The organism is Variovorax sp. 05T418 (assembly GCF_056396385.1).
In genome coordinates this window covers 25,223-40,742 of record NZ_JBFTLJ010000013.1, presented here as the reverse complement: position 1 = coordinate 40,742, position 15,520 = coordinate 25,223, and the positions used below count along the sequence as shown (strand labels likewise).

11 protein-coding genes are annotated in these 15,520 nt (G+C 67.5%); 2 read left to right on the top strand and 9 right to left on the bottom strand.

Annotated features, from left to right (window positions below; all coding sequences use genetic code 11):
* Nucleotides 1-75 precede the first annotated feature (75 nt).
* Together AC1DMS_RS23460 and AC1DMS_RS23455 are read right to left on the bottom strand one after the other, a co-directional pair.
* Nucleotides 76-1,968 carry a phage integrase family protein gene (locus AC1DMS_RS23460; protein WP_015866136.1) on the bottom strand — a complete coding sequence of 631 codons (1,893 nt, stop codon included), beginning with the start codon at nucleotides 1,966-1,968 and terminating at the stop codon, nucleotides 76-78.
* A complete protein-coding gene (locus AC1DMS_RS23455) occupies nucleotides 1,965-2,246 on the bottom strand; it encodes a hypothetical protein (RefSeq protein ID WP_015866135.1) in 282 nt (93 codons plus the stop codon). Before AC1DMS_RS23455 ends, AC1DMS_RS23460 begins: the two co-directional genes overlap by 4 nt.
* A 390-nt stretch (nucleotides 2,247-2,636) precedes the next feature.
* Here AC1DMS_RS23455 and AC1DMS_RS23450 point away from each other — a divergent pair, with 390 nt between their 5' ends.
* Nucleotides 2,637-2,969 (top strand): hypothetical protein, encoded by a 333-nt coding sequence (locus AC1DMS_RS23450; protein ID WP_015866134.1) that lies wholly within the window; start codon nucleotides 2,637-2,639, stop codon nucleotides 2,967-2,969.
* 196 nt (nucleotides 2,970-3,165) lie between these two features.
* Here the strand turns inward: AC1DMS_RS23450 and AC1DMS_RS23445 are convergent, their stop codons facing one another.
* Together AC1DMS_RS23445 and AC1DMS_RS23440 are read right to left on the bottom strand one after the other, a co-directional pair.
* Entirely contained in the window at nucleotides 3,166-4,245 is a 1,080-nt protein-coding gene (locus AC1DMS_RS23445; protein ID WP_015866133.1) for a ParB/RepB/Spo0J family partition protein, read from the bottom strand.
* A gap of 243 nt (nucleotides 4,246-4,488) precedes the next feature.
* Complete coding sequence (locus tag AC1DMS_RS23440) at nucleotides 4,489-5,670, bottom strand: AAA family ATPase (RefSeq protein WP_230537868.1); 1,182 nt, start codon at nucleotides 5,668-5,670, stop codon at nucleotides 4,489-4,491.
* Nucleotides 5,671-6,252: 582 nt separating this feature from the next.
* Between AC1DMS_RS23440 and AC1DMS_RS23435 the strand changes: the two genes are divergently transcribed.
* Nucleotides 6,253-7,626, top strand: a complete 1,374-nt coding sequence (locus AC1DMS_RS23435; RefSeq protein WP_015866131.1) for a replication initiation protein — start codon at nucleotides 6,253-6,255, stop codon at nucleotides 7,624-7,626.
* Between the two features lie 65 nt (nucleotides 7,627-7,691).
* Here AC1DMS_RS23435 and AC1DMS_RS23430 read toward each other — a convergent pair whose 3' ends face one another.
* From AC1DMS_RS23430 to nosP, 5 genes are read right to left on the bottom strand one after another with little or no spacing between them, the layout of a single operon-like run.
* Nucleotides 7,692-9,902, bottom strand: a complete 2,211-nt coding sequence (locus AC1DMS_RS23430) for a putative bifunctional diguanylate cyclase/phosphodiesterase (RefSeq protein WP_478181869.1) — start codon at nucleotides 9,900-9,902, stop codon at nucleotides 7,692-7,694.
* A gap of 37 nt (nucleotides 9,903-9,939) precedes the next feature.
* Complete coding sequence (locus AC1DMS_RS23425; RefSeq protein ID WP_015866129.1) at nucleotides 9,940-10,932, bottom strand: TRAP transporter substrate-binding protein; 993 nt, start codon at nucleotides 10,930-10,932, stop codon at nucleotides 9,940-9,942.
* Nucleotides 10,929-13,196, bottom strand: a complete 2,268-nt coding sequence (locus AC1DMS_RS23420) for an EAL domain-containing protein (protein ID WP_015866128.1) — start codon at nucleotides 13,194-13,196, stop codon at nucleotides 10,929-10,931. The genes AC1DMS_RS23425 and AC1DMS_RS23420 overlap by 4 nt, the downstream gene beginning before the upstream one ends.
* Nucleotides 13,193-14,290, bottom strand: a complete 1,098-nt coding sequence (locus AC1DMS_RS23415; protein WP_015866127.1) for an ATP-binding protein — start codon at nucleotides 14,288-14,290, stop codon at nucleotides 13,193-13,195. The genes AC1DMS_RS23420 and AC1DMS_RS23415 overlap by 4 nt, the downstream gene beginning before the upstream one ends.
* The gene (gene nosP, locus AC1DMS_RS23410) at nucleotides 14,283-15,443 is read right to left on the bottom strand and encodes a nitric oxide-sensing protein NosP (RefSeq protein WP_015866126.1); all 1,161 of its coding nucleotides are present in this window, start codon (nucleotides 15,441-15,443) and stop codon (nucleotides 14,283-14,285) included. Before nosP ends, AC1DMS_RS23415 begins: the two co-directional genes overlap by 8 nt.
* Nucleotides 15,444-15,520: the final 77 nt, after the last annotated feature.

Below are 15,520 nucleotides of genomic sequence, written 5' to 3'. Positions count from 1 at the left end.
GGGAAACCGGTGTTTGCATGGCTCGCATCTTGCGCAGATTGCAGCCCGCGAGCGAGCGCCCAGGCGCGCTAGCAGCTAGCGCATTTCGGTATGGCTCTGCACCTGCGCGGTGGCCAGGTACATGGCCGTGGTCCCCACTGAGGCGTGTCCGAGGTTGTTCTGCACGACCTGGATCGGCACCGGCACCTGCCCTTCCCTGCCGCGCAGCGCGTGGGATCCATGCGAGTGTCGCAGCCAGTGAGTGCTCGCTTTTTTGAGCTGCTGCGCCTCGGTGCCGCGCAGGCTGGCCGCGGCCTGGGCGACAAAGGCCTTGATCGCCTGGTACAGGCCCGAGGCCGACCAGGCGGCCGGACGGCGCAGTTCGGCATCGAAGCGCGCCAGCACATGGATGCCGCGGTTGCTCACGGCACCGACCTGCCGCTCGAAGCCGTGGCGGGCGAGTTCGTCTTCCAGCTCGGCCACCAGCGCCGACGGAACCGGCACCCGGCGGCAGCGCCCGCCCTTGCCGGCCACCACCAGCTGCCAGCCGGTGGCCGGCGCGCCATCGGCCGCGCGGTACTCGATCTGTTCGAGGTCCTCGCACTTGGCGCTGGTGATCTCGGCCAGCCGCAGGCCGGTCGCATAGAGCCAGCGCATGCCGCGCCGCAGCCGGCGCCTGGCTTCGGTGTCGGCATGTGCCTGGAGCAGCGCGTCGACGTGGTCCCACTGCGCGAAGCTCAGCGCGCGGCTGGAGTCCAGCGGCTGCTGCAGGCTCGCGGGCGGCGCCAGCGTGGCAAAGGGGTTGCCCACCAGATAGTTCTGGTTCACCAGGAACGCATGCAGGCTGCGCAGGATCGCGATGGCCTGGCGCAGCGCCGAGGGCGCGAGCGGCCCTTCCATCGGCCGCCACAGCGGCGACCAGCGCTGGTGATGGCGCGCGCCGCACCAGTGGGCGGGCGGATCGAGCAGGAAGTCGCGGTACTCGATCGCATCCTCGACGGTGAGCGACGACAGCGCCTTCCCGCGCTCCAGCACGGCCCAGAGCAGCAGGCGCTCGGCCTCCTTGCGGTAGGCGCGCTGGGTGGCCGACAGGTCGGCGGTGGCATCGCCCGCGCGCTTGGCGCTGAGCCAGGCGCCCACGGCCTCGTGGTCGTTGGTGGCCATCAGCAGGCACTGCCCGCGCGGCGCGCGGTTGCTGCCTGCGCTGCCGTCGAGCTCGGCGGGGAGCACGAACTTTTCATAAGGCACGAGCGCGGTGCCGCCCGGCACCACCGCGGCCAGCGCCAGCGGGCCGAGCTGCGCCCGGGGCGTCATCGCGTGGGCGCCGATGCGCAGCCCCAGCACCTGTTCGTTGGCGCGCAGCCAGTCGAGGATGCGCGCCGCCTTGAGTTCGCCCACGCCCGGCACATGCACCCACCAGCGCGAGCCGATGCCGTTGATGTGCTCGACCAGCGCATGGAGCGTGCGCAGGCCGGCGCGTTCCAGGCGGCTTGCCACCGAGGGATTGAGCCATGCCGACACGCTGTCGAGCGGCCGCGGGTCCTGGGCGACCAGGTTCTCGAGCCAGCGCAGCGCTTCGAGCTGGCGCTCGACCACGCGCGCCCGCCGCGAGGGCCGCGCGCCCTGCCCTGCCTTGCCCGCGGCCGGGTAGGCGGCCTCGTAGGCCTCGACCTGTTCGGACTCGGAGAAATCCTCCAGGCCGTTCGCCACGGCGAACTCGGCCAGGCTCGGGAGCGCCGGCGCCGCGGAAAAGCGGTCGGCGTCGAGCAGGATCAGCCGGGCGGTGCCTGGCTTGTGCTCGCGCCGCGCGGCCGCCGCGAATTCGTCGCGGATCCAGGCGATGGTGCGGCGCACGGTCCGCAGGTCGGTGTGTTCGCCTTCGAGCCGCAGGTAGCGGTCCCAGCTGGCCCGTTCGTCGAGCCCCTGGGCCAGCGCCCGCATGAACGCGAAATGTCCGCGGTGCAGCTTGCGCGGAATCAGTGCCTTCATGAGGCCGATGTCGGGTTCCGCTCGCCGGCCGTCGTCGACTGCCAGAACTTCCACCACGGGCGCGGCGCCGGCCCGGGATGCTCCGGCAGCTGCTGCAGCTGGCTCACCCGCGTGCGCCGGCGCTGCTCGACCTCGAGCGCATGCGCGATGCCGAAGGCCTCGCGGTCGCCGCGGCCCGCAAGGGCCCGCCAGTTCGACGCCAGGCGCGCGAGCTCGTCGTCATCGATGTTGGACAGTTGGGAGGGGGTGGGAACGGCAGGCATGTCTGTCGCACTCATGCGGCGGTCCATCTCGCCGGTAGGGCGGGATCGAACAGGGTGCTGGCGAAGGCCTGCGTGCCGTGGGGTGCGGTGGTCGTTGTCATGAATTGCTTGATGATAACTGAAGTAATCATCAATACACATTTTGTGTTGCAACCAAGCATCTTCACGAGCACCTTCACCTAAGTTGTTGATTTGATTGAATTTTATCCGGGTTGCTCGGCGTCTGCCGAGCGCCACAGGAACCCGTGGGAACCGTGCAACAGCCGCTGGTCTTCGAAAACCCGTCCCTCCAGGCCCCCTGTCCCGCAGGACCGATGGCTTGTCCCGTCGACCCATAGAGGCACTGGCCGCGTTGCCTCTAGTACGATGCGCGGCCATGGGAACAAATCACATTCGAGGTCTTTCATGAATCCCCTTCTGCGCCCCCTGGCCCTGGTCGCCTTGCTTGCCACCGGTGCCATGGCACCCGCCGCCGCGGACCCGTACAAGGACGAGAGCGGTCACGGCAAAAGACGGCACGGCGGCCGCGAGTACAAGGAAGCGTTCTGGGACGGCCGGTGCAAGGTCGAGCGCAAGTGGGAGAAGAACGGCGAATACAAGGAAAAGCGCAAGTGCAAGGACCACGCCTCGCGCCCCCCCGTGTACGAAGCGCCGGTCTATGCAGGCCCGCCGCCGGGCATGGTCGTGCAGCCCCCTGCGATCGTGATCCAGCCGCCGGCTATTGTGGTTCGGCCCTAGGCGCGCAAGACCAGGCCAGCCCGGATCCCACGAGGCGAGCCGGGCCGTTTTTTTTGATTCCCTGCCCTGCCCCCGGGGCGGCGCCAGGACGCCGGCCCGGGTGCCGCTGCGCCTGCCAAATGCCTGGGACGAGCGGCGCAAGCAGATCCCAACGGTTCTCACATTGGCCCTGCCGCCCTCCCCCCGGCAGGCGAATCTACAGCGTGCGGGCCTTGCGCAAAGCCTCGGCGATGCCAGCCTCGAGCGCATCCTGGCTGGCCTCGGTGGCTGCGTCCGGCACGATCGTGATCGTGATCTCCCCGCTCTTGGCGCGCACCAGCGTGCCGATCTTCTGCCCCGCGGACAGGATGTCGAGCTTTTCCGAGCGTTCGAAACCGGGCTTGGCGTCGAGCAGCCTTGCGACGACCATGGCCGGCGCAAGGCTGTGGCCCCGCAGCCTTTCCACGCGCTTGAGCACGCCGCGGCGGTCCTTTTCCATGGCGGCATTGATCTGCTCGGCATGGCGGAAGCTGATTTCGAGCGGGCTGCGGAAGCACTCCACCACGGCCGTCGGCAACTGCGCCACCATGAGCGCCTTGCGCACCCAGGTATGGCTCACGCCGAGCGCTTCGGCCAGTTGGCGCTGCGTCGGGAACAGCTGTTCTTCGAGCGCGCGCTGGTACATCAGCCCCTGTTCGTAGTTGGACAGGTCCGCGCGCTCGCGATTCTCCCGGTCCATGGCCGCGAAGAGCGCCGCGTCGCCGAGTTCGTCGACCCAGATGGACGCCAGTACCGGAATGCCAAGCTCCAGCGCGGCCCGGTGCCGGCGGTGGCCGAAGACGATCTCGAACTGGCCGGGCTCGTCCTTGAGCGGCCGCACCAGGATCGGCTGGACGTTGCCGCCGGCATGCTCGATGTCCGCCTTCAGGCCCGCGAAGGCGCTGCTCGTGAACGAGGCGTCGTGGCGGTTCGCCCAGCGGCTCGGATGGATGGTCTTGGGGTCCATCTTGCGCGTCGGCAGCGAGCCTTCGTACTGGCTGAGCTTTTCGCGCAGCGCCGCCATCTCGCCTTCGACCTGCTGGATCTGGCCGCGGAAAGCCATCATCTGGCCAGGGCCGGTGCGCGGCGCGAGCGAGCCGCCGACGGCCGGTGGAAACCTGGTTTCCACGGCGTTCGATGCCGACGGGGGCACTGCGGGAGCAGCCGCCGGGGCCGGCGCATCGACCGGATCCTTTGCCGCTTCGGGAAGCATCAGGCCGGCGGTCAACGCCTCCAGCCGCTTGCGGGTGCTAGCCATGATGGACACTCCTTGGCGCGGCTTGGGCCGCGCTCGATGCCGTGAAACGGAGCCTTCTGCCGATCCGCCCCGCGACCTTCGGCAGGTACTGTGGCATTGCCGCGCCGCATCCGGCTTGTGGCAACCGCGGCCGTGGAAACCAGGTTTCCACGGCGTGCGTCATGCCGGATACATCAAGGGCGCACCGCCCGGTGGAAACCTGGTTTCCACGCCAAGGGGCTCCCGAAAGCATGGCCGGCATTCTCATTGCTGCGCCCTCCCTTGTGCCGTCCATGCGCCGATCACCGATTGCTCGACAAGCTCGACAAAGGAATCGTAGGCGTCTACCGCGCGCTTGTAGGTCTTGGCGGCGCCTTCGTATTTCTGCACGTCGTAGACTGTGGCGAATTCCGCGGCCTTGTTGCTGGTCACGCTGGTCTTCGGGATCTCGACCGGCAGCGTGTATTCGCCGTAGGTGGCCTGGATCCACTGGCGCACCGCGGGCATTGCCGGATCGGCCGCGTCCACGCGGCTCAGCAGCACGTGCAGGAAGTCGAAGGCCTTGCCCTCGCGGTCCTTGCTCTGGCCGTCCAGGTTGCCGCCCAGGTCCGCGAGCAGCGACCAGAACTGCGCCGACGAGGCAAAGTCCAGGCCCGAGGGCGGCACCGGAACGACGATGCCGTTGGCCGCCCACAGCGCATTGATCGTGACATACGAAAGGGAAGGGGGCGTGTCGATCACGATCACGTCGTACAGGTCGCGAACCGACTCCAGGCCTTCGTTCAGTACGTCCCAGAACTTGGCGCCGGGCTGCTGCATCTGGCGCGCGGGGAGGGCGAACTCGGCCGAGAAGAGGAAGGGCGCGGCCGCGACCAGGTCGATGCCGTCCCAGTAGGTCGAGCGGATGGCGTAGCGGATGTCGTTCTCGGAGCCGTCGCACAGCGGACCGATGGTCATGTCCTCGGTGACCTCGGCTTCGGGCAGCAGGCCATGCAGCGTGGTGAGCGAACCCTGTGGATCGGTGTCGATCGCGAGCACGCGGTGCCCGCGCAGGCTGAGCCCCTGCGCCAGCACCATGGCCGTGGTGGTCTTGGCCACGCCGCCCTTGAAATTGCCCACGGCGATGGTGATGGCCTTGCGCCCGGCCGGCCGCATCTTTTCCGCACGGTAGGTGCGGGTCCAGCGGCGCAGCTCGTCCAGCTCGAAGGTGCGCTTGCCGCCCGAAGGGGTCAGCCGCCCGGCCGGCAGGTCTTCCTTGGTGATGCGGTAGGCCACATGCGCCTTGTCGACGCCGCACAGCGCGGCCAATTGGGCGGTGGAGTAGGTGGGCGGGATCTTGCGGGCTTCCGGCGCCAGCAGCATGCCCCGGATCTGCTCCACCATCGACCCGGCCCGGGTCGCCAGCGCGGCGATCTTCTGCATGTTGATGGTTTGGCGGGGAGGCACCTGGACGTCGTTGGAAACCAGGTTTCCACCGACCAGAGGAACAGGAACGGACATTTTGTTTGGCCTTATTCGACAGAATACGGCAATTCTATGAGAATCTGTCGAATGAACAAGTTTCGCGGAGAACTCAGCTACAGCGCCGCGAAGTATTGTGAGGAAGATTGGGGACCAAGACCCCAGCCCCTCGCATGCCAAGCGCCGCAGGACCCGAAAACCGGGGGCAGGGCGCCTGGCGCGGGCCTTTTGCGCGCCTGGCTGCCGCCGCGGACCCCAAACAGGGGCGCAGCCCACGGCCGGAACCCATATCCACTCACATTGGAACCCATCCGGACTCACAAAAGTGGCGCTTGTCTCCCAACAAGGCTCACGCCAAATCCCATCCGATCTCACATTCAATCCCAACCGATCTCACATGAGAGGAGCTAAGTGACTGTCACGACGGAGGAAAGTGGAATCCCAATTCTTCAATTCCCCAAGTGTTTATCTGCAAACATACCAAGGCACCATGGCCGGCGTAATGTGAATTGACTGAATCACAATGCAAAGGCATGATGTGAAACCATCTGATTGCCGTAGCGGACCATGGTCGAAGAAGACAATTCACAATCCCGGTCTCCGCCGCGGCAGCCGCCCACGGCGGAGGAGCAGAGCGTTGCCAAGGCCAACGAAGCCATCGCCATCCGCCCCAAGCGCGGCCGGCTCACCCTGCTGTCGCGGCGCATCTACAACGCGCTGCTCTACCATTCGCAGCGCCAGGGCGTGGACGAGCCGGTCTACCGGCTGACCTTGAGCGAACTGATCGGCGACGCCCGCTTCAACTCCAACAACACCGAGCTGCTCAAGTCGCACCTGCGCGACATGCAGGCCACGACCATCGAGTGGTCGACCAGCAGCAGCTCCCTGAAGCGCTGGGTGTCCTCGCAGCTCCTGGGCACGGTCACGATCGAGGAGCAGGGCAGGGGGCGCCCCTGCATGGTGACCTGGCGCTATCCGGACGAGATCAAGGAGCGGCTGGTCAAGCCGCACCAGTACACGCGTGTGCTGCTCGAGATGAGCAGCCAGATGCGCAGCTATTCCGCCGCGGTGCTGTATGAGATCGGCGCGCGCTATCTGACCTCGCCGGGGCGGCTGTCGATGCGCGAGGACGTGGTCTGGTGGGCCGCGGTGCTCACGGGCCGCAGCGACATCAAGGAGGTCGACTACCGCTTCCTCAAGCGCGACGTCATCAGCAAGGCGCTGGCCGAGATCGACGCGCTGTGCGAGGACTTCGGGCTCGAGCTGATCGAGCACAAGCGCGGCCGCAAGATCGAGGAGATCCAGTTCCGGGTCGTTCCCAAGGTGCAGCAGCGCCTGGGCGACATCAGCGCGTCGAACCGCAACGTCTTCGACCTGGCGTTGGTGGGCCGGCTGATCGCGCTGGGCCTGAAACAGGACGAGGCGCAGGATCTCTACGCCACCACCGACGAAGGGCAGATCCGCGCCACGCTCGACCATGTGGACCAGCGGCTGCGCAATGCCTCGATGCCGGTGCTCAAGTCGCCGGCTGCGTATTTCAAGGATGCGCTAAAGAAGGGCTACGCGGGCGTGACCGCGATGGAGCCGGCGCCCAGCAGCGGCCCGGCACCGGCCCTGGCGCCACCCGTGGCGGTGCTGTCGGAGGCCGACCGCCTGCGGCGCATCCGCGAGCTCTGGGAGAACGACCGCATGGGACAGGCGCGCGCCGTGTTCGCCGAGATGCCGCAGCCCATGCAGGCCGAGGTGCGCACGCGCTTCGAGGCCGAGCGGCTCGACCAGGTGGCCGCCCCCATTGCGCGTGCCTGGCGGCGCGACGGCCCGGCGAGCCGCGTGGCCGCGACCACCTTCTTCCGCTGGCTGGCGGAGGACACTTGGCCCGAGGAGCCCTCCGACCGCGTGCTGCTGGACTTTGCGCTCCAGCGCGGCGTGGCCGGCATCTAGAAGGTGAGTGCATACTCTTCGTTGAGGGGCGCTACTACCTTCGAACGCTGCCTGGATGCTGGGCCTCAGCGTCCCGCCACGCGGCGCGCACGCGCCTCGGGCTGGCCGCTCGCCGCTGCCTCGCCAGCGCGCATCCTGACCAGTGCCGCCAGTTCGGCGGGCGGCACGGGCCGGCTGAAGAGATAGCCCTGCATCTCGTCGCACCCATGGGCGCGCAGGAATTCCAGCTGCTGCTCGGTCTCGACCCCTTCGGCAATGACCTTGAGATTGAGCTCGTGCCCCAGCGCGATGATGGTCTTGGCAATCGCCTTGTCCTCTTCGTCGCCCGGAATGTCGCGCACGAAGGACTGGTCGATCTTGAGCCTCGCGATGGGAAAGCGCTTGAGCGCGCTCAGGCTCGAATAGCCGGTGCCGAAGTCGTCGATCGAGAGCTGCACGCCCATGGCGCGCAGGGCCTTCATCGACTGCAGCGCCTTGTCCAGGTCCTCCATGACCAGGCTTTCGGTCAGTTCCAGCTCCAGGAGGCGGGGCTCGAGCCCGCTGTCCCGAAGCGCCAGGGCCACCTGCGCGATCAGGGTCCGCTCCCGGAACTGGCGCGCCGACACATTGACCGACACGATGAACGGCGGCAGGCCCGCGTCCTGCCAAGCCTTGTTCTGGAAGCAGGCGGTGCGCAGCACCCATTCGCCGATCGGAACGATCAGGCCGGTCTCTTCCGCCAGCGGGATGAACTGCGCCGGCGAGACCAGGCCGCGCTCCGGATGCTGCCAGCGGATCAATGCCTCCACGCCCGTCACCCGGCCCGATTCCATGTCCAGCTGCGGCTGGTACGCGAGGTGGAACTCGCTGCGCGCGACGGCATGGCGCAGCCCTTCGCGCAGCGCGAGTTCGTCGCGGATCGCGCCGCTCATCTCGGCCGCATAGAACTCGAAGTTGTTGCGCCCCGAGGCCTTGGCGTGGGACATCGCGGCGTCGGCGTTCACGAGCAGGGCGTCGGCATCGGCGCCGTCCGCGGGATAGGTGGCCACGCCCATGCTGCCCGTGAGCTGGACCGCCTGGCTGCCGATGCGCGCTGGCTGCGCGATGGTCTCGAGCAGCTTTCTCAGGGCTGGTGCGATGTCTGTTCCGTCGCCGGGCTGGTCGTACAGGATGATCACGAATTCATCGCCGCCCGTTCGCACCACCGTGTCCACGCTGCGCAGGCACCGGGCCATGCGCTCGGCCATGACCTTCAGCAATTCGTCGCCGCCCTTGCGGCCCAGGCTGTCGTTGATCCGCTTGAAGCCGTCCAGGTTGATGAACACCACCGTCATCAGCCGGCCGTAGCGATCGGCATACGAGATGGCCTGCCGCAGGCGGTCCTCCAGCAATGCGCGGTTCGGCAGCCCGGTCAGCGGGTCGTGGGTGGCCTGGTGCTTCAGGGTGTCGGCGCTGCTCTCCAGCAGCGCGTTGGAATTCTCGATCGACTCAGCCATCTGGTTCATGGCGCTCGCGAGGATGCCGAATTCATCCGCGTGGCCCTGCGGCGTCCTGGCACTGAAGTCCCCCGCGGCGACGCGCCCGGAAAAGGCGACGAGCCGGGCGATGGAGCCCGTGATGCGCCGCGAGACGACCGTCGCGGCCGCCGCGCTCAGCAGGATGGCCAGGGCGACCAGCGCGATGACCGCCCAGCGCGAGAACCTGGCTGCGCGTTCGACATCGCTGCGCGTCTGGAGCGCGCGCTTGGTCGCCTCGGTGTGCAGCGCCTCCACCGAGGATTCGATGGCCACGGCCGTGGCCAGGTAGCCTTGGCGCAGCGCATCGGCCGATTCCGGAAGGCCTTCCTTGCCATGCCGCGCAATGAACGCGAGGAAGCCGTCCTCGTACTGCCGGGTCTGGGTCTCGATCCGGTCGACCTGGTCCCTGAATTTCGGATCGGTCGAGAGGATTCGAAGGCTGGCAAGGTACTCCCGCATGTCCAGCAAATGGTTCTGCATGGCCGGCAGCGAGCGCTCGCTCGCCTGCGCCACCCCGAGCCGGTCCGCGGACAGCAGGAGTTCGTTCTCGGCGTCGCGGGCCTTGTACATCGCCAGCGAGCTGCGCAAGCTCAGGTCCGCCATCCGGTTGTCGCTGCTGAGCAGCTTGTCGATGGCGGCCGCGGAACGCTGTTCGCTCAGATAGAAGGACGCGCCCAACGCGAGCATCAGCACAATGACGACGCCGAATCCAAGCGCGATCTCCACCCGCAGGCTGCGCATTCTTCTCCCCCACGAGACGTCGATCGGGAATTTGATCAATTGCGGCTCGCTCCCAGGTCGCTGTTGGAGAGATGCGTCACTGCTTTCGCTCTGCGTCGACCATCTTCAGGAACGTGCGCACGTTCTCGTCGCCCGCGAAGCGCCTGATCTCCTCGCGGGCGCCCTGGGTGGCCGCGCGGAACGGCGCCGGGTCGGGGCGCGTGACCTTCACGCCGGCGGCAACCATCTTTGCGATCAGCTCCTCCTCTTCGGCAATGATCTTCTTGCGCATGCCGTCGCCTGCCGCCTTGCTCTCTTCGCGCACGATCGCCTGCTCGGCCGGCGTGAGCTTCGCCCAGGTCCTGGTGCTCATGAGGTGGAGCGTGTTGTAGTACACATGGCGGGTCAGGGCGAGGTGCTTTTGCACTTCGTACAGCTTGTTGTAGTAGATGACGTTGAGCGGGTTCTCCTGGCCGTCGACCAGGCCCTGCGACAGCGCCTGGGGAAGCTCCTTGAAGCCGACCTTGCTGACCTCGGCGCCCAGCGCCTGCATGGTGGCCTCGAGTTCGGCGACGGGCGGAACGCGCACCCTGAGGCCCCGCACGTCTTCGGGCAGGTTGATCGGGCGCTGGTTGTTGGTGATGTTGCGGAATCCCCATTCCCAGTTGGACAGGATGACGAAGCCCTGCTTCTCGGCCAGCGGCGCGAGCCAGTTCATTGCCGGGCCATCGAGCACGCGGTGGGCATGCGCATAGCTGTCGAAGAGATAGGGCATGACGACGACGGAGAACGTCTTCTCGTACTTGATGAGGTAGTTCATCGAGGTCACGTCCATGTCGACCGCGCCCAGCCGGACCTTCTGCAGCAGTTCGTTCTCGCTGCCGAGCTGGGACGCGGGAAAGATCTCCGTGCGGACCTGCCCGTGGGTGCGCTCCTCGACCCGCTTGGCGAACTGGAGCGCCGCCAGATGGGCCGGGTGCGAGGTGGTGGCGGCGTGCACCAGCGACAGCACCACGGGATCGGCATGCGCCGCCGGCGGCAGGGCAGCGAAGCCCCATGTCGCGGCGAGCATCAGGATTGTTTTTTTCATGCTGCGGCCCCGTGCTCTCCGCCCTTGCTGCGTTCGCTCTGCGCCATGGTACCCGAGCGCAGGAAGTCGCCGGCCTCGGTGGCCATCACGGCCTCGCTGAAGTAGTAGCCCTGCGCCAGCGTGGTGGCGCCGGTCGATTGGAGAAAGGCGAGCTGTGTCTGCGTCTCCAGTCCCTCGACGATGATGCCGATGCGCGCTTCGCGCGCGAGATTCATGATGGCGCGAACCGTGGCCGCGCTGTCCGGGTCGTCGATCGCCCGCTTGAGCATCGACTGCGCGATCTTCAGATGGTTCACGCGGTAGGTGCGCAGGTATTCGAACGACGAGTATTCGGTGCCGAAGTCGTCGATTGCAATGCGCACGCCGAGCGCCCTCAGCCTGGGCAGCACGTCGTTGTGGGTCCATGTCATCTGGGCCAGCGTCGACTCCGTCACGTCGAACTCCAGCACGGACGGCTCGAGCCGCCATTTCGCGAGGCCCTCGGTCACGTCGCGGATCAGTTCGCTGCCCTGCCTGAGCTGCCCGAGCGACAGGTTGATGGCCACCACCGGCGGCGCCACCCCCTGTTCGCGCCACAGGCTCATCTGCCTGCAGGCCTGGTCCAGCACCCAGCGGCCGAGCGCGACGATGCCGCCGGTGCGCTCGGCAATCGGCACGAACGCGTTCGCCTCGAGCAGGCCGCGCCTGGGGTGGTTCCAGCGCAGCAGCGCCTCCACGCCCACGATCTTTCCGGAGGACAGCTCGACCTGCGGCTGGTAATAAAGCTCCAGCTGTTCGCGCTCGATGGCCTGCTTCAGGTCTTCGCCGAGCGCCACGCGGTCGCGCACTTCGAAGTCGAGTTCCTCGGAATGGAAGTGGTACTGGTTGCGCCCCTGCTCCTTCGAGCGGTAGAGCGCCAGGTCGGCCTGCGCGAGCATTTCCTCCGGGCTCTCGCTGCCCGGGGTGTAGGGGCAGATGCCGATGCTGGCCGAGGCATGCACCTGGTTGCCATCGATCATGTACGGGCGCGCCAGCTCCTGCTGGATCTTCGCGGCCAGGGCGCCCGCGGCGGCCGCGTCGGCCATTTCGCTTTGCAGCACGGCAAACTCGTCGCCGCCCAGGCGCGCCACCACGTCGGTCTCGCGCGTGCAGTTCTTCAGGCGCAGCGCCACCTCGCGCAGCAGCAGGTCGCCGCCCGGATGGCCGAACATGTCGTTGACCGGCTTGAAGTGGTCCAGGTCGAGGCAATGGAGCGCAAACGGCACGGAGCCGCGCCGTGCCGCCGCGTGGGCCTGGTGCAGGCGCTCGACGAGGGTGGCGCGGTTGGCCAGGCCCGTGAGCCCGTCGGTGCGCGCCAGCTTTGCCAGTTGCTCCTCCGCCGCCTTGCGCTCGGTGACGTCGATGACGATGCCCTCGACCTCGATGAGCCGGCCGTCCTTGTCGCGCACCGGAACATAACGGTTCTCGACCCAGCGCCGCGCGCCGTCGCCGGTGCACAGGCGGTATTCGATGGAGGCGCCTTCGGCGTCCTTTTCGAGCACGCGCGCCATCGCGGCGGCCACGCCGGGCTGGTCGGCCGGGTCGATCAGCACGTCCGCCCAGTCCGGGTTGGCCAGGAGGGCCGCCGGTTCGTGGCCGAACTTGGTGATGTTGTGCGAGATGTAGATCAGCGGGAACGCCGGCTCGCCGCGCAGCCGGTAGAGAATGGTCGGGCTGTTCTGCACGATGATGTTGGCGTCCGACAGCTCGCGCGTGCGTTCCTCCACGGCCTGCTCGAGCTGGTTCATCTTGAAGGCGGCGTCTTGCGTCATCTGCCACTTCATGGTGAGCGCGCTGGCCAGCTGGCGCACCTCGATTGGATCGAAGGGCTTCTTGAGCACCAGCAGGCGGTCGCGCGCGTCCAGCCGATCGAACACCTCGACCCACGACTGGTCCGCATAGGCCGTGCAGATCACGATCTGCAGGCGCGGGTCTTCGAGCCACAGCTGCTCGATGGTCTTGACGCCGTCCCACCCGGGGGGCATGCGCATGTCGATGAACGCCATGGCGTAGGGCGCCTCGGCCGCCAATGCCTCGCGCAGCTTGGCGAGCGCCTCCTCGCCCTGGTAGGCGCTGTCCAGCACGAAGTCCACGTCGCTTTTCCTGGCCGAGGTTCCGAACAGCGCGGACTCCAGGTCGTCCAGGTTCGCGTCCGCGGCCGCCGGAAGAAGGATCTTGCGGAAGTCCTCGTGGATGGCCGGCGTGTCGTCAGCCAGCAGGATGCGGCGGTTCTGCGGTTTGCTCATGGCGTCTCTGCGGCCTTTCTGATCGGAAGTTCGAGCGTGAAGGTGGCGCCGGTGCCGGGTCCGTCGCTGTGGACTGCCAGCGTGCCGCCCATCTCGCGCGCCGCGATGGCTGCGCTGTGCAGGCCGAAGCCGTGGCCGTCCTTCCTGGTGGTGAACCCGTGCATGAACACGCGCGTGAGGTTGTCGGGGGCGATGCCGACGCCCGTGTCTGCCACGCGGATGCGCAGCACCTCGTCCCCGACGATCTCCGCATCGAGCATGAGCTTGGCGCGGTCGTCCGCCACCGCTTCCATCGCCTGCCTGGCATTGCGCACGAGGTTCATCAGCACCTGCAGCAGGCGGCCCCGGTCCAGCGGCAGTTCGGGAAGGCGGACGAGGCCGCTCCCGATCACCACCTGGTAGCGCGCCGCGCCCGACGCGTTCATGCGCAGCGCGTCCTCGACGAGTTCGTGGACGCGTATCGGCTCGATCAGGCTGGAGGCGCGGGCATGGGCCTGCTGCGCGGCGATGATTTCCTTGATGTGGTCGACGCTCTTGCCCAGCGCCACCAGCTCGTCGACGACGGTGCGCTGCTCCGCCACCAGGAGCGGCGCCAGCTGCATCAGGTAGCCCGGGAGCAGCTTGCCCTTGGCGTCGGACGCGAGGAAGGTGCCCAGGTCGTCCGCATGCGCGTTCATCAATTGCACCGCGCGCGCGAGTCCTTCCACCTTGGACGCGCGAACCCTGGAAAGAATCAGCCCCGCGGACACGTTGACGCTGTTGAGCACGTTGCCCACGTTGTGCAGCACGTTGGTGGCGATCTCGGCCATGCCGGCCGAGCGCGCTGCGGCCACCAGGTCGGCCTGCGTCTTGCGCAGCACGCGGTTGACCTCTTCGTTCTCGCGCAGCGCCGCTTCCAGTTCCGCGGTGCGGCTGAGCACCTGCTCCTCCAGCATGATGGTGGTCTGGAAGAGGTTGAAGTCCGAGCCCTGTGCGTTGGCGCTGCGCTCGGCCCGGTCCATCAGGGCCTGGACGATCTTGTTGAGCCGTGCGATCTCGTCCTTCGAGGAAAGCGCTTGCGCGCCGGGGCGCGGCAGTGTTGCAGACTCACGCATGGCTGGCCCCCTCGCCGTTAGTGCCGAATGCAATGCCGACCAGCGTCTGGTTGACGTGCACGCCGCGGAACTGTTCCCCGTAGGTATGGAAGCCGACCGTGTTGTTCTCCTTCAGCAGTTCGCCGATGCGGTCCTTCGCGCTGCTCTGCGCGATTTCGAGCTTGCGCAGGATGCAGTCGTAGCCCAGCACCAGCTGCGGCGGACCGATCTCGGCGCGTATGCCGGCAAAGGCCTGCTCGAGGTTCTGCAGCAGGTCCACGCCCCGGGCCACGCGCAGCACCAGCCCGTTCTCGATCGCGCAGAAGAAAGTGAGGCTGCCGTCCGCATTGGCCTTCTGGATCGAGCGCACGTAGGTGGTGCCGCCGATCGTCAGCACGACCGGCCAGGCCGCGAAGCGCGAAGGGTCCAGGTCGGAGGCGTCGATGCCGAGCATCCTCGCGTACTCCTGGCTGGCCGGCAGGCCGTTGATTTCCTTGACGGTGCGCGAGGCGGCGTCGGCCTCGGTCACGACCAGCCGCTCGTCGGTGGCGACGACGTGCTGCGTCTTGAAGATGCGAAACGGCATGCGCGAGGCCACCAGCACCAGCACCGCGCAGTCGACGCCGAACCGGCCGTCCCAGTAGACCTGGGTCCGGTCGAACTTCATGCCGTCGCCGGCCGAACCGCCGAGCAGCGGAAGCCTGCCCAGCGCAGCCTGGAAGGCGCGCGTGACGGGTTCCTCGCGCAGCGACAGGCCGTCGATCAGCAGCAGCGCGAAACTGTGGTCCGCATCGCCGGGCGGGCCCTCGGCCAGCAGCTTGTGCAGCAGCGCCTGGGCGAAGTCCTGGCCGGCCTCCACCTTGAACTGCTGCAACTGCTCGACCTGGCCTGCCGCCACTCTGAAGTGGCTGGCCGGAAAACTCGCACCCGCGAGGCTGTGGTCGCGCAAGCCCGCGGGGCCGATCTCACCGGCCGTGGTGCAGCCCACCACCGGCACCTCGCCGAACAGGCGCTTCATCTCGTCGGCCAGCGCCTCGAGGTCGTAGTCGCTCGAGCAATAGAAGATCACCAGCGCCATGCCGGGCTGCGCCACCATCGCATGGAATTCCTGCGCGGCTTTGCGGGGCTCCGCCGCGCAGGAGTGGGCTTTGCGTATGCAGTCCGTATCCGTCATGTGGCGACTCCTTGCATGGTGAGTCCCATTAGACGCTCGAAGGATCGCCACAGTCGACCGATTCCATGCGGGACATC